Origin of the sequence: Pseudothauera rhizosphaerae, from assembly GCF_004801305.1 — a bacterium.
Classification (GTDB): Bacteria; Pseudomonadota; Gammaproteobacteria; order Burkholderiales; family Rhodocyclaceae; genus Pseudothauera; species Pseudothauera rhizosphaerae.
The window spans coordinates 1-14,249 of the sequence record NZ_SSOD01000011.1; the positions used below are offsets into that span (position 1 = coordinate 1).

Annotated in this window: 12 protein-coding genes and 1 riboswitch; of the genes, 3 read left to right on the forward strand and 9 right to left on the reverse strand. The window is 68.9% G+C overall.

What is annotated here, in order from left to right:
• Positions 1-202 precede the first annotated feature (202 nt).
• The 9 genes from E6O51_RS13815 to E6O51_RS13855 form a co-directional block, all read right to left on the reverse strand.
• Positions 203-1,486: a hypothetical protein gene (locus E6O51_RS13815; protein WP_136385585.1), complete on the reverse strand. Its 1,284-nt coding sequence runs from the start codon at positions 1,484-1,486 to the stop codon at positions 203-205.
• Positions 1,487-1,578: 92 nt separating this feature from the next.
• On the reverse strand, positions 1,579-3,921 hold the full coding sequence (locus E6O51_RS13820; protein WP_136385586.1) for a TonB-dependent receptor: 2,343 nt from the start codon (positions 3,919-3,921) through the stop codon (positions 1,579-1,581).
• Positions 3,922-4,093: 172 nt separating this feature from the next.
• Positions 4,094-4,329: riboswitch (cobalamin riboswitch) on the reverse strand.
• A 166-nt stretch (positions 4,330-4,495) separates the two neighbouring features.
• Complete coding sequence (locus E6O51_RS13825) at positions 4,496-4,876, reverse strand: DUF2784 domain-containing protein (protein ID WP_136385587.1); 381 nt, start codon at positions 4,874-4,876, stop codon at positions 4,496-4,498.
• Between the two features lie 21 nt (positions 4,877-4,897).
• Entirely contained in the window at positions 4,898-5,806 is a 909-nt protein-coding gene (locus tag E6O51_RS13830) for an adenylate/guanylate cyclase domain-containing protein (protein WP_136385588.1), read from the reverse strand.
• Positions 5,807-5,984: 178 nt separating this feature from the next.
• The gene (locus E6O51_RS13835; RefSeq protein WP_136385589.1) at positions 5,985-6,602 is read right to left on the reverse strand and encodes a DNA-3-methyladenine glycosylase I; all 618 of its coding nucleotides are present in this window, start codon (positions 6,600-6,602) and stop codon (positions 5,985-5,987) included.
• Entirely contained in the window at positions 6,599-7,489 is an 891-nt protein-coding gene (locus tag E6O51_RS13840) for a ribose-phosphate diphosphokinase (RefSeq protein WP_136385590.1), read from the reverse strand. The genes E6O51_RS13835 and E6O51_RS13840 overlap by 4 nt, the downstream gene beginning before the upstream one ends.
• A gap of 12 nt (positions 7,490-7,501) precedes the next feature.
• Positions 7,502-9,085, reverse strand: coding sequence for a thymidine phosphorylase family protein (locus tag E6O51_RS13845; RefSeq protein ID WP_136385591.1), 1,584 nt, complete (start codon positions 9,083-9,085; stop codon positions 7,502-7,504).
• Positions 9,086-9,136: 51 nt separating this feature from the next.
• Positions 9,137-9,484 (reverse strand): hypothetical protein, encoded by a 348-nt coding sequence (locus tag E6O51_RS13850; RefSeq protein WP_136385592.1) that lies wholly within the window; start codon positions 9,482-9,484, stop codon positions 9,137-9,139.
• A gap of 202 nt (positions 9,485-9,686) precedes the next feature.
• On the reverse strand, positions 9,687-10,121 hold the full coding sequence (locus E6O51_RS13855; RefSeq protein WP_136385593.1) for a CBS domain-containing protein: 435 nt from the start codon (positions 10,119-10,121) through the stop codon (positions 9,687-9,689).
• A gap of 402 nt (positions 10,122-10,523) precedes the next feature.
• Here E6O51_RS13855 and E6O51_RS13860 point away from each other — a divergent pair, with 402 nt between their 5' ends.
• Genes E6O51_RS13860 through E6O51_RS13870 form a run of 3 tightly spaced genes read left to right on the forward strand, consistent with a single transcriptional unit; the run spans position 10,524 to position 14,248 of the window.
• Positions 10,524-11,288 carry a spermine/spermidine synthase domain-containing protein gene (locus E6O51_RS13860; RefSeq protein WP_230976796.1) on the forward strand — a complete coding sequence of 255 codons (765 nt, stop codon included), beginning with the start codon at positions 10,524-10,526 and terminating at the stop codon, positions 11,286-11,288.
• Between the two features lie 15 nt (positions 11,289-11,303).
• A complete protein-coding gene (gene hyfB / locus E6O51_RS13865; protein ID WP_136385594.1) occupies positions 11,304-13,304 on the forward strand; it encodes a hydrogenase 4 subunit B in 2,001 nt (666 codons plus the stop codon).
• Complete coding sequence (locus E6O51_RS13870) at positions 13,298-14,248, forward strand: respiratory chain complex I subunit 1 family protein (protein ID WP_136385595.1); 951 nt, start codon at positions 13,298-13,300, stop codon at positions 14,246-14,248. Before hyfB ends, E6O51_RS13870 begins: the two co-directional genes overlap by 7 nt.
• Position 14,249 lies beyond the last annotated feature (1 nt).

The window sequence follows — 14,249 nt, forward strand, 5'->3', positions numbered from 1 at the left end:
GCAGGCGGGTGGCAGCTTGGGCTCCCACACGTGCTTTGCGCACCCCGGCCTGGCAGCTTGCCACCCGCCGCTCTCACCCACGATCCTACGGGGTATCGCAGACACAAGCGGCCTTGGCCGCGATGCGGCAGTGGTTACCTCGCAGGACGCATCGCGGCCAAGGCCGCTCCCGTTCGGTTCCGTCCAATTTACAGCCTGCCCCTCAATCGTCCAGTTGCTCCAGTTCGTCCTCGGTGAGTTCCGGGCGGCCGCGGGTCAGGCCGCGGGCGGCGCGGGCGCGCGGCGTGTTGGAGACCTGCAGCGGCGAGCGGTAGCCGCGCAGGGAAGCGCGGGTGCCGGTGGCGCCGATGTAGGTCAGGTCGTTGATGTTGTCGTAGAGATCGCCCGAGCCGAGCAGCCCGCCCAGGTTGCCCGGGCCGTTGACGGACAGGGTCAGCGTGGCGGCCGGCGTGGTGAACGAGCTGGCGTCATAGACCCGGATGGCGTTGCCGCGGGCGAACCAGATGCGGTTGTTGTCGGCGGTGTATTGCGCCGACCAGAAATAGCCCGGCGTGGTCGAGAAGGTGTCGATGTCCGTGCTGGCCAGCGGGGAAAAAGCCGTCACCTTGACCAGTTTGCCGACCAGATTCCAACTGCTGTCGTAGGTGCCCATCAGCACGTAGGCGTTGCCGCCGGCATCGAAGCTGATGTCGCGGTATTCGTAGGCGAAATCGCTTTGCGTCAGCACGGGCGTCACCGTGGCGCCGTTCAGGGCGCCGGCAATGCTGATCTTCTGCACGCGGGAATCCGGATTGGATACGCCCGACGAACCCTGGGCGCCGCCAATCGCCGCGATGTAGAGATCGCTGCCATAGGCAGCCAGCGAGAAGGCGTTCTTTTCCAGGGTATTGTTGTAATCGGTCGGGCCGACCGTGATTCCGGTGCCGCTGATCGTGAAGCGGACCAGCATGCTGCTGGCGTAGTTCGACCAAGTGCTGTCGGCAAACGCGAACAGGCCGTACAGATCGCTGCCGGCGACGATCAGCGCCTGGCCGTAGGGCGTGTAGCCGGAAGGCAGCGGCAGCCCGCTGCCGGCCAACGAGAAGGTCTTGCCGGTTTCGGAGTAGTTCGAGGGGTCGATCTGCACGACGCGGGCGTTGTCGTAGTCGAGGGCATACAGGTAGCTGCCGAGCCGGGTCAGCGTGTACAGGTTCTGGACATTGGTCCAGGTGGGCGTCGCCAGATTGGCCGCCGCGACCGGATCGTAGATATACACGGGCCGCGCGCTGCCGGTCACGTAATCGGTCACGGCCAGGCGCAGGGCGTTGCCGGTGTCGGTGAAGCCTTCCACCTTGGGGTCGCCGTTCAGGTTGGTGGACCGCAAGTTGGGATAGGCGACGACAAAACTTGCACCGGCATCGAGAATCCGCCCCGCCATGCCGTGTCCGTCATACGGCGGCGTGTCCTCATAATAATAAACGCTGTAGGCAGCATAGGATGTAGCCATTTCCTTCTCCTTGATTGAATGGGTTCGGCACCTTTTCGCCCGGCTCGCGCCCGGCCCGGAAGAGGCCAGTCCGGTATTCGGGTTGAATGCGGTCAGAAGCTGTAATTGAGCGTCGCCCAGAGCGTGCGCCCTTGCAGCGGCCACGCCACGTTGCGCTTCAGACGAGCCTCGTCGCTGACTTCAGTCCAAGGGACGAAGCCGAATGAGCAATCCAGTTCGTTATTGAAGGGACCGCCGCCGGGACATGTCCGCTTGTGGTAACGCAGGATGTTCTCCGGGCTTTCGACGGTCTGCTCCGGCCCCTTGTCGAACACGTCATTGACGCCCAGCGAGAGCTTCCAGCCCTTGGCGATGCGGTAATGCGCGCCCAGGTTGACGGTGGTCAGCGGGTTTTCCCAGGTATTGACATCCAGGTAGTTGCGCCCGATGCGGGTGCCTTCGATGAAGGTGGTCAGGTCGCCGCCGAGGAAATGCAGGTTCAGCCGCACATTGGCGACCAGCAGGGGCGTGTTCTTCGTGCGCACCTTCTGGCCCGGCCAGCGCCTTTCCGGCGTATTGCCGCCGAAGTAGTAATAACCGTCCTTGCCGACGTATTTGCCCTCCTGGCGGGTGACGGCCAGTTGCAGGTCGGCGCGCCGGCCCCAGGCCAGCTTGCCTTCCAGTTCCAGCCCCCTGGTGCGGGTATTGCCGGAGTTGATGTACTTGGCGGCGATCGGCGCGCTGTACAGCGTGATCGCATCCTTGGCATCACGCTGGAACCAGGTCAGCCGGAAGCCGCCGCGCCAGTCTTCACCGAACCGACCGTTCCAGCCGAAGCCGAGGTCGCCGTTGCGCCCGGTTTCCGGCACGAGCTGGATGGCGCGGCCGGTCGAATCGACGTTGGGCACCGTGCCCAGGCCGTTGCCGTAGATTTCATAGAAATTGGGATAGCGGATGTAGCTGCCGTAGTTGCCGAAAGCCTGCCAGCCGGAAGCAAAATCCTTCTTGACGCTGAGGCTGCCGGTGCGGTGCCAGTTGTATTTGCCGGTGGGGCCGGCGAGCGGCGACCAGCGGCTGCCGATGACCGGGCCATCCAGCTTTTCGACGCGGAAGATCGGCGTGATCTGCAGGTCGCCGAGGGCGGCGATGGTCAGGGTGTCCTGAATTTGCAGGCTGGTCCTGATGCGCTTGAACTCCTCGATGAAGTCCGATTTGCCGTTGTTTCCGCTCATGTCGGAATCGAGCACTTCCCAGTAGCGCTCGGCATATACCTCGAAACGGTGGGCCAGCGGCCCGCTGCCGAAGCTCCAGGCCGCATCGCCGGCGATGCCCTTGCGCGTGGTCCGGTACTCGGTCCAGTCGCGGCCCATCCAGCCGCTGGCGGGCGGCTCGATGTCCAGGTTGCGGTACTGCTGGTCCCTGTCCAGCCACGACAGGTTGAAGCCCAGGTCCAGTCTGCCCAGGCTGCCGCGCCAGCCGGCCAGGATTTCCTGCTGCTCGATTTGCTGACGGTTCCGGGGGTTGTATACGGCAGGCACCCAGGGCAGATCCTGCAAGTGCGCGAGACTACCGCTCAACGGACCAGAGATGCCCGTAGGCAGATAGCGCTCCATCTCAGTGCGGGCGTACTTGAGCAGAAAGTTCCGGTTCTCCCATTTGAGCAGCACGTTTTCCTTGTCCGAACCGTCGTTCATGCGCTTGCGCCGGTCGGGGATATCCCGGCCATCGGGGATGGGATAGACGTTATGGTCCCCGCTCGCGTCGTAGTAGTGCGTGCCGTCCTTCCAGACCAGATTGCGCTTGCCTGCGACACTGTAGTCGGTGTACTTGAAATCCCCGGTGCTGCGGTCCTTGTCCAGCCCCACCAGCAGGTGGCCGCCGAGCAGCGGCACGTTCAGGCTGGCGCCGTACTGCTCGCCGCCGAAGGAACGCCGCCCGCCGGAGACGCTGCCGCTGAAAGTGGTGGGCTTCTTGGTGACGATGTTGATCGCCCCGCCGATCGGCGCGCCGGAGAAGCGCGCCGGCGTGGTGCCGCGGTAGACCTCGACGCGCTCGACGTTGGCGATGGGCAGCGTGGACAGGTCGGCGGCGGTTTCGCTGGCGGTATTGAGCGGCACGCCGTCGATGTAGATGTTGACCTGGCTGGGTGCCGCGCCGCGGATGCTGGCGGTGGTGTAGTGGGCGCTGCCGCCCAGGCGGCGCACGTAGACGCCGGGAATCTGGTCGAGCAGGTCGGGAATGCTCTTGTGCTCGCCCTTGACGTCGTCCGGATAGGCGACGGAGACGACGCCGGGCGAGAGCACCTCGCGCAACGCGATGCGGCCTTCCTCACCGCTGCCGGTGACGGCGATTTCCCGCAGGATGTCTTCCTGTTCCTCTCCCCGCGCGTTCTGTGCCAGTGCGGACGCGCTCACCCACAGCAGCGCAATGGCGACGGGCAGTGTTTTCCTCTTCATGCATGACCCCAAGCCGGCGCCAGATGGCGAGGCCGGGGCGTGCCGTCACGAACGGTCGGAGCGGATGAAAAGCGGACGCCGGCGCCTGTCACACGAACCGATGCGGCCCCAGCCGCTTCGTTCGTCGCCCAGACGGACCAGGTCCGCGCCCCGGCCAATCCCTGGGCCCGGGCAAGAGCGACAGACGCCGGCAGGTCTCCTGGCTCGCGGGTCGTGGCGCCCTTGCACGGCCTTCCCGGAAAGGTCTTTCCAGTGGCTGGCGGCCCGGAGGATTCCGGCCGCGGGTGCAGGGCGCTCGCCGCTTACAGTTGCAGGGACAGCCCCGGTTTTGGGCGCTTTCCGGAAGATCGCACCCGCACCGCGTTCCCTTTTAAGCCCCTTGCGGGGCACCGGCGCAGTCTGCCGGCGCGCACCTGGACGGTGCGTGCCGGCGCCCTGATTATGCATTACGCCGTCCGGTTTGGATGCGATGACGATGAATTTCCGCCGATGCCGGGCCCGGCTCTACTACCGAAGATCACCACGCTGCGCTCGCGACGACAGGCTGCCCGCGGCCGGGGGCCCGGACGCCGCTTCACCGCATGCGGGCTGCCCGCTTGCGATACCGGCGCCGGGCCCACAGGTAGATCGCGAGGTTCAGTGCCACCACGAACAGCCCCAGACCGATCTGGATTTCACGGGTCAGGCCGGCCGGGTAGATCAACGGCAGCAGGTAGTGCTCGATGAAACCGCCGTCGATGCCGGCCTGTCCCGCCAGCCGGCGGTAGTGGTCTTCGAAGGGGGTGAGCGGACACACGAAGCCTCCCAGTTCCACCGCCGCGCCCCAGGCCGCGGCCGGCAGGTGCAGCCAGGCTGCGCGCGGCCAGCGCAGGGCGAGCAGGCCGCCGGCGACGACGAACACGATGTAGGCCAGATGCAGCGCCAGCAGCAGGTCGGCGGCCAGGCGTGCGTCCATGCGGCCCCCCGCGCGGGCGTTTCAGTCGAAGACGCGGAAGGCGATGGCGGGGACCGTGAAATCGTCGGGCGGCGCGCCCAGCACGATTTCGCCCTCACCGTGCAGCATGATGCCGTCGCGGCGCAGCATCAGCGCCTGCGCAGCGCCCGCCAGGCGCACCCAGGTGCCGTTGCTGCTGAAATCGGTGAGCACGCACTGGCCGCCGGACCATTCGAGGCGCGCATGGCGGCGCGACACGCGCGGATCGTTGACGATGAAGCCGGCCTCTTCGCCGCGGCCGATCACCAGCGGGTCGTGGGAAGCCGCCAGCACGCGGTGCCGGTCGAGCCAGTCGAGTTCCAGGCGCTGTTCGCGCTGCGCCTCGTCGCGGCCATCGTAGACGCCGATCGGGAAGATCAGCGTGCTCTCCGCGGTCCGTCCCCAATCGACGCGCCATACCCGCACCGGCTCGGTCTTGCCCTTGATGGCGATGCGGTCCAGGCTGTGGCAGCCGGCGCGCTGCTCGTCGCGCAGATGCAGGAAGACCGATTCGGACAGCAGGATCTCGTTGGACTGGGCCAGGTCGGACAGCCGCGAGGCCACGTTGACCGCGTCGCCGTAGCAGTCGCCGTCCAGGTCGACCACCGGGCCGAAATCGATGCCTACCTTGATCGTCAGCCGCGCCGGTTGGGGTCCGGTGCCGGCCAGGTCGCTCAGTGCCGCAGGCAGGACGATGCAGGCATCCACCGCGGCTTCGACGTTGTCGAAGAGCACCATCGCGCCGTCGCCCAGGTATTTGACGATGCGCCCGCCGGCCGCGGCGAGTTGCCCGCCCACGCGCTGGATGGCCTGGGTGACGAGTTGGGTGGCCACGACGTTGCCCACCGACTCGAACAGGCCGGTGCTGCCGGTGAGGTCGGCGAAGACGACCGTCCTCAGCGCCTGGCGCATGGCCCGCCTCCCGCGCCACCGTCCGCCGCGCGGCTTGCAGCCGCCCGACCGGCACGCGCAACCGGCCCCGCCCGCTGGCCGGGCATGGCGTCATCGATGTGGCAATTCATTGATTCTCTCCGACGCCCCTGGCGGTTTGGATGCTTGTCCGCCTTGGGCGACTCCTCGGGCGGCAATCCTAACATCTGTGGATAAGCGCGTCATCGCCCGCCGTTGCGGCAGGATGGCGGAAACAATCCACAGTATGGTCATTCACCATGCCGACCGCCTGCATGAAGGCATAGCAGATGGTGGAACCGACGAACTTGAAGCCGCGCTGGCGCAGGGCCTTGCTCATGGCCTCGGATACCGGCGTGCTGGCCGGCACCTCGGCGAGCGAACGGAAATTGTTGACCACCGGGCTGCCGCCGACGAAGCCCCACAGCCAGGCGACCGGATCGACGCCCGCCTCCCGCAGCGCCAGCCACGCGCGCGCGTTGATCACCGCCGCTTCCACCTTGGCGCGGTTGCGGATGATGCCCGGGTCCGCCAGCAGGGCGGCCTTGCGCGCCTCGTCGAAACGCGCGATGCGCTCCGGGTCGAAGCCCTCGAACACCTCCCGGTAGCGTGCCCGCTTCTTCAGCACGGTGAACCACGACAGGCCCGCCTGCGCGCCTTCCAGCAGCAGGAACTCGAACAGCAGGCGCTCGTCCCGCACCGGTACGCCCCATTCGTCGTCGTGATAGGCGACGTAGAGCGGATCGTCGCCCACCCAGCCGCAGCGCACGAACCGGCCTTGCCCCTGTTCCGTACTCATGCGTAGCCCCCCTCCAGCATGCGCAGCGCGGCGGCGACGGCCGGCGCGATGCCCACGGCGTTGCTCGGATGGGCGATGCAGTCGGTGCTCCACACCTCGCCCACGCCCGCCGCGCGGATCACCGCCAGCGCATCGCCGGCGAACAGCGCGTGCGTGACCGCCACGTCCACCGAGGCCGCGCCGGCCGCGTGCAGTGCCTCGGCGGCGCGCGCCAGCGTATGGCCGGAACTGGCCACGTCGTCGAGCAGCACCACGGCGCGGCCGGCGAGCGGGACATCCGGCAGTTCGATCTCCACCGCGCGGTCGCCATGGCGCGTCTTGGCGCATACCGCGTGCGCCAGCCCGTGCGCCGCCGCGGCGGCCGCCACCCACTGGGCGGCCTCGGCGTCCGGGCCGAGCAGCAGCGCGCCGGGGCGGCGTTCGGCGATCAGCGCGCCGAGCAGCGGCGCCCCCGACAGCGCGTGGGCCTGCGCCACCGGCACGGCCTCGGCCAGGTTCGCCACGCGATGCAGATGCGGGTCTACGGTGAGCAGCGCATCGCACAGCCCGGCGAGGAAGTCGCCCACGATACGCTGGCTGACCGCCTCGCCGGGCGCGAAGGCCGTGTCCTGGCGCATGTAGGCCAGGTAGGGCGCCACCAGCGCGAGGCGCCGCACGCCCTGGGCGCGCGCGGCACGGGCGGCGAGCAGCAGTTCCACGAGCTTCTCGTTGGGCTGCTGCAGGCCGCGCAGCAGCACCGCGGCCGCCGGCAGTCCGGGCGGCAGGCGAAGCCTCAGTTCCCCGTCGGGGAAGCGGTGGCGCTCGATCGGGGCACAGGCCATGCCCGCCGCCGCCGCGATGCGCCGGGCGAGTTCCGCCTCGTCGTCGAAATGCAGCAGCAACCCCATGGCGCGGCGTCCTCAGAACTCGACGAACACGTGCGGCACCTCGTCCTCGCCGCCCACCGCGTAGCCGCTGGACTGGCCGCAGGCCTGGCGGGCGAATTCCAGGTCGGCCGGGTAGTCCGCATACACGCGGTACAGCGGCTCGCCGCGCAGCACCGCGTCCCCCAGCTTGCGGAACAGGTCCACGCCGGCACCCGCCACCTTGGGTGCGCCGGCCAGGCGCGCGATGCGGGCGATCTGCAGATTGTCGATGCCGGTGACCACGCCGTCGGCGGCGGCTTCCACCTCGAAGCTCAGCCGCCCCAGATTGAGGTGATCGGGGTCGAAGGCACGCGCGCCCTGGGCCTGGATCAGCGCGTTCATCTTGGCCAGCGCGCGTTCCGAATCGAGAATGTCGCGGGCAATGGAAAAACCGTCGCCGCCGCGCACGTCCGGGTCGAACTCCAGCACCCTGCCCGCGAGACGCAGCGCCTTCTGGCGCAGGTCGATGGGCGCCAGCGGGTGGTTTTCCAGCACCCGCATGACGTCACGTGCCTCCAGCACGGGGCCGATGCCGTTGCCCACCGGCTGGCGGCCGTCGGTGATCACCACGTCCAGCGTCAGATGGATGCGTGCGGCGACGAACTCGAACAGCTTGCGCAGACGCAGCGCCTCGGTCATGGAGCGCACCTTGGCGGTGGGCCCCACCGGAATGTCCAGCACCAGGTGGGTGGAACCGGCGGCGATCTTCTTGGACAGGATGGAGGCCACCATCTGCCCGGGCGAATCGATGGACAGGGGGCGCTCCACCGAGATCAACACGTCGTCGGCCGGGGACAGCCCGGCGGTGCCGCCCCAGGCCAGGCAGCCCCGATGCTCGCGCACGATGTCGGCCAGCGCCGCCTCGGGCAGTTCCACCTGGGCCAGCACTTCCATGGTGTCGGCGGTGCCGGACGGCGAGGTGATCGCCCGCGACGAGGTCTTGGGGCACAGCATGCCGTGGGCGGCGACGATGGGCACCACCAGCATGGAGGTGCGGTTGCCGGGGATGCCGCCGATGCAGTGCTTGTCCACCACCGGCCGTTCACGCCAGTCGAGCCGGCGGCCGGATTCGGCCATGGCCTCGGTGAGGAAATGGACTTCCTCCCGGTCCAGCTCGCCCTGGTTGGTGGCGACGACGAAGGCCGTCAGCTCGATCTTGGAATAGCGGTGCTCGGCGATGTCGCGCACGATGGCGCGGAAATCCTCGCGCCCCAGGCGCTCGCCGGCGATCTTGCGGTGCAGCGCCGGAATGGAGGCGGCCGGTTCGGCCTGGGAGACGCTGGCGAGATGGCCGTCGGCCACGCCGAGCTGGGCGAAGGCGTCTTCCGACAGGCCCAGCTCGCGGTTGCCGACGATGGCTTCGTCATCCACCACGTTGAGCGTGGCCAGGATGCGCCGGCCGTTGGCGCGCACCTCCACCTTGGACAGGGCCTGGAAACCCTCGGCGCGATACACCGCGCATTCCCGGTGCAGGTAGGCAACGTTCTCGCGGTAGGTGTCGATGGCCACGCGGCGCAGGGCCAGGCGCGAACCGGTGCCTGCGTCGGCGGGTGGGGTTGCGGAATCCGGGGGAGCCATGGCGCTAGCCTACACCGGCCGGCAGCAGACGGGAACGGCCCGTCCCGGACATCAGGAGGCGGCGGGCGCCTTGTCCTTGCTGCGCGGCTTCTTGCGGAACTTGCGTCCCCCCGGCTTCTTGACCCCCGCGCCCGCCTCACCGGCCGGCGGGGCGTTGCCGTTGCCGGCAACCTGCGGTTGCGGCCGCGGGCCCCCGCCCTTGCGGCGCTGTTGCTGGCCGCCACCGCGTTCGACGGCGCCCACGCCGCTGCGGTCGGGCGTGCCGATGCGGTTGCCCGGCGCGAACATGATCTCGAGTTCGTTCAGTTCATCCCATTCGGCGTCGCTGCGCTGGCCGTCCGGAATGGCCAGCAGTTCCTGCAGACGAGCGCGCGGGGAAACAGGTTTCGGTGCATTCATGGCGCCATTATCCCACTGTTCCGTGCAGACGCGCCAAGGCGCGGCACACCGTCCTCCGCGGGCATGCCGCGGGTCGATGACCGCGCAGTATAAAGGATGGCGCATCCACCGGCGCCCCACCCCGCTCAGCGGAGGCGGCAGGCGCACAGGAACACGCCGCCGGGAAGGGGATACCGGCGGCGTGCGGCGGCGCGGCAGCAGCCTAGAGAATGACGGTGATTTCCTCGCGGCGCACGAGTTCCTCGCCCAGGGAGATGGCGTCGATCCCCAGCGCATCGCGTGCGGTGACCACGCCGAGGGGGCGGTTGTCGCGGGTGACCACCGGCACGTGGCGGAAGCCGCCCTCGTACATCATGTGCAGCGCGTGGCCGAAGGGTTTGTCGTCTCGGATCGACTGGGGATGGTGGGTGAGCACTTCGCCGACGGTGGTGCGCGCCGGGTCGAGGCCGGCGGCCAGCACGCGGAAGGTGGCGTCCCGTTCGGTGAAGATGCCGACGAGCACGCCATGCTCGCTGATCAGTGCGGCGCTTTCGTGCAGCGCCGCCATGCGGCGGGTGACTTCCTGCACCGTCATGTGGGACGGCACGCAGACGAAGGGGCGCTCTTCGATGACCTGATAAATCGCTCGGCTGGGCATGATTTGTCTCCTGGTTATCGTGTTGCCCCACGGCCGCTGGCGCTGCGGGGATGGGGGTCGACAAGCGTCAGCCGTGCCAGATTTGCGGCACACCCGCAAAGATTCCCAACGCAATGTTTATCAAGGACTTTTCAAACGACAACCATTGTTCGAACAGTGTCTTTCTCCGCCCGACGGGCGACCCGATGTAGTGCGCGCGACCGGTTTCCGCACCACCGGAGTGCGTCCCCGCGGGCGGCATCCGCAGTGAATTTGCATCAAACCATCATTGAAACAGTCGCCGCGACCCATGTAAGGTGTACGCCACGCACGGGCCGGCCCACCCTTTTCCCGTGCCTTCCGGAGGAACTTGCACTGGACGTGTCGGCATCCCTGGCGAGACGCGGCGACGGGGCTCCGTTCGTGGTAGACACCCACGGACGGCGCACCCTGCAGTTCGACGGCACCATCATCCAGAGCGAGATGGACCTGGCCGCGCCGGATGCCCTCGAACTCGCCTATACGCGCACGATGATGGGCTTCCTGCTCTTCCAGCCGGCACCGCGCCACATCCTGATGATCGGCCTGGGGGGCGGATCGCTGGCCAAATACTGCCTGCGCCGACTCCCCGATACGCGCTTCACGGCGGTGGAGATCGACCCCGCGGTGATCGCCCTGCGCGACACCTTCGGCATTCCGCCCGATGACGAACGCTTCTCGGTGGTGTGTGCGGACGGCGCGGCCTACGTGCGCGAGAGCGCCGACACCCCCGACGTGCTGCTGGTGGACGGCTTCGGCCCCGGCGGCCAGGCGCGCGAACTGTGCTCGGCGGGCTTCTACGACGACTGCCACACCCTGCTCGCCGACGGTGGCCTGCTGGTGGCCAACCTGTGGTCCGGCGATTCCCGCTACGGTCTTTACGCCGCGCGCCTGCGGGACTGCTTCGAGCACCGCATGGTGGTGGTACGCGCCGAGGACGACGGCAACCGGGTCGCCTTCGCTTTCAAGGGCGGACGATTTCCGCCCGGGCGGGCACAGCTGCTCGCCCGCTCCCGGGCACTGGCCGATGCACACCCCGTCGGCCTGCCGGCGCTGGCTCAGCGCATGCAGGGCCGCCTGGAGCAGCGCGGCACCCATCCCGACGACTCGGCGCCGGCGTCGATCCGCGCCGCCCGGCGCCGGTCCTGAGGCAAGGCGGCGGCGATGATGCTCCTGGACTGGCTCCTCGTCGTCATCGCCGGCTGGCTCGCCCTCGGGGTCGCGGGGATTCCGGCCCTGCGCAACACGGGCGTCGTCGCCCGCCTGCTGTTCCCCGCGGGGGCCTTTCTCGCCCTTGTGCTCGCCGGCCTCGCGCTGGCCGCCCTGTTCACCGAACCGCAGACGGCGGTGCTCGCGCTGGGCCTGCCCACCCTGCCCTTCCACCTGCGCCTGGACGGCCTTTCCGCCTTCTTCCTGCTCGTGATCGGCGCGGCCGGCGCCGGCATCTCGCTGTTCGCGGCAGGCTACTTCCGCCAGGGCGAGGGCACCCCGCCCGGACTGATGTGCCTGGAGTACCACCTCTTCCTCGCCAGCATGGCGCTGGTGGTGCTCGCCGACGACGCCTACGCCTTCATGGTGGCATGGGAGACCATGGCGCTGTCCTCCTTCTTCCTGGTCACCGCCAACCACCGCGTGCCGGCCATCCGCAGCGCCGGCTTCCTCTACCTGCTGGTGGCCCACGTGGGGGCACTGGCCATCCTGCTCACCTTCGGCGTGCTGCAGGCGGGCACGGGCGACTACACCTTCGCCAACATGCGCGCCCAGTCCCTGTCGCCGCTGTGGGCCTCGGTCGCCTTCCTGCTCGCCACGGTGGGCTTCGGCGCCAAGGCCGGCGTGCTGCCGCTGCACGTGTGGCTGCCGGAGGCCCACCCCGCCGCGCCCTCGCCGGTGTCGGCGCTGATGAGCGCGGTGATGCTCAAGACCGCCATCTACGGGCTGCTGCGCGTGGTCTTCGACCTGGCCGGCACGCAGCTCTGGTGGTGGGGCGTGGTGCTGCTGGGGCTGGGGCTGGCCACGGCGCTCTTCGGGGTGATCTACAGCGCGGTGCAGAGCGACATGAAGCGCCTGCTGGCCTATTCCTCCATCGAGAACATCGGCCTGCTCTTCGTCGGCATGGGCCTGGCCGTGCTGTTCCACGCCTACGCCATGAGCGCGCTGGCCGCCCTGGCGCTGACCGCCACCCTCTTCCACGTGGCGAGCCACGCCTGTTTCAAGAGCCTGCTCTTCCTCGCCACCGGCTCGGTGCTGCACGCCACCGGCGAGCGCAGCCTGGGCAAGCTTGGCGGGCTGATCCGGCGCATGCCCTGGGTGGCGGCCCTGTCCCTGGTGGGCGTGCTGGCGAGTTCCGGCCTGCCGCCGTTTTCCGGTTTCGTCGCGGAATGGCTGCTGCTGCAGAGCTTCCTGTTCACCACCGGGCTGCCCAACTCCTTCCTCAACATGCTGGTGCCGGTGGTGGCGGCGGCCATCGCGCTGGTGGCGGCGCTGGCCGGCTACGTGATGGTGAAGTTCTACGGCGTGATCTTCCTCGGCCAGCCGCGCGAACCCCACCTCGCCCACGCCCACCCGGCCTCGCCCCTGGAGCGCGCCGGGCTGGTGTGGCTGGGCGCGGGCTGCGTGCTGCTGGGGCTGTTTCCGGTGCAGGTCATCGGCGTCATCGACCCGGTCACCCAGGTTCTGCTGGGCGCGGGAGTGGGCGAGACCGTGCGCGCCAACGGCTGGCTGTTCCTGTCGCCCACCTCCCTCGGCCGGGCTAGCTACGGGCCGCTGGTGTTCCTGCTGGTGGTGGCGTTCGCGGTGGCGCTCACCGCCTGGCTGGTGCACCGCCTCTACCACGGCCGTTTGCGGCGCAGCGCGCCCTGGGATTGCGGTTTCCCGGCGCAGACCGCGCGCATGCAGGACAGCGCCGAGGGCTTCGGCCAGCCCATCCGGGAGATCTTCAACCCCGTGTTCCGCATGACGCGGGAACTGCCCACCCCCTTCGATGCGGCGCCCAAGTACCGCGTCACCATCGAGGACCCCTTCTGGCACGGGCTCTACCTGCCCGTGGCCCGGCTCACGGAGCGTCTCGCCCGCCTGGTCGGACGGCTGCAGCAGGGTCGCATCGCCATCTACCTGCTGTACAGCTTCCTGACCCTGATCGTGCTGCTGGGGGTGGTGCGATGGTGAGCTGGACCGGCCTCCTCGCCCAGATCCTCGCCATCGCGCTGGCGCTGGCGCTCGCCCCGCTGCTCATGGGCTGGGTGAACCAGTGGCGCGCCTGGCTGCAGAACCGCCGCGCGCCCAGCCTGCTGCAGCCCTACCGCACTCTGCACAAGCTGTTCCACAAGGAATCGGTGCTGGCGGAAAACGCCTCGCCGCTGTTCCGCATCGCGCCCTACATCGTGTTCGGCTGCATGGCGCTCGCCTGCGGCATCGCCCCCACCCTGTCCACCGACCTGCCGCTCGCGCCGGCCGCCGACGCCATCGCGCTGGTGGGCCTGTTCGCCCTGGCGCGGGTGTTCATTTCGCTCGCCGCCATGGACGTGGGTACGGCCTTCGGCTCCCTGGGCGCGCGGCGGGAGATGCTGATCGGCTTCCTCGCCGAGCCGGCGCTGCTGATGGTGCTGTTCTCCGCCTCCCTGATCACCCAGTCCACCTCGCTGGCCCGCATCGTGGAGACGCTGGCCCACCAGTCCTTCGCCATCTACCCCAGCCTCGCCGTGGCGGGCGTGGCCTTCACCTTCGTGTCGCTGGCGGAGAACGCCCGCGTGCCGGTGGACAACCCCGCCACCCACCTGGAACTGACGATGATCCACGAGGCGCTGATCCTCGAATACTCCGGCCGCCACCTGGCGCTGATCGAGTGGGCCGCGGCGCTGAAGCTTTTCGCCTACTCCTGCATCGGCCTGGCCCTGTTCTTCCCCTGGGGCGTGGCCGAGGCCGGCACGCCGCTGGCGATCCTGTTCGCGATTCCGGCGCTGGTGCTGAAGCTGGCGGTGGGCGGGGTGCTGCTGGCGGTCATCGAGACCATCAACGCCAAGATGCGCCTGTTCCGCGTGCCGGAATTCCTCGCCACCGCCTTCCTGCTGGCGGTGATCGCGCTGCTCGTCCACGTGCTGCTGGGAGCCTGAC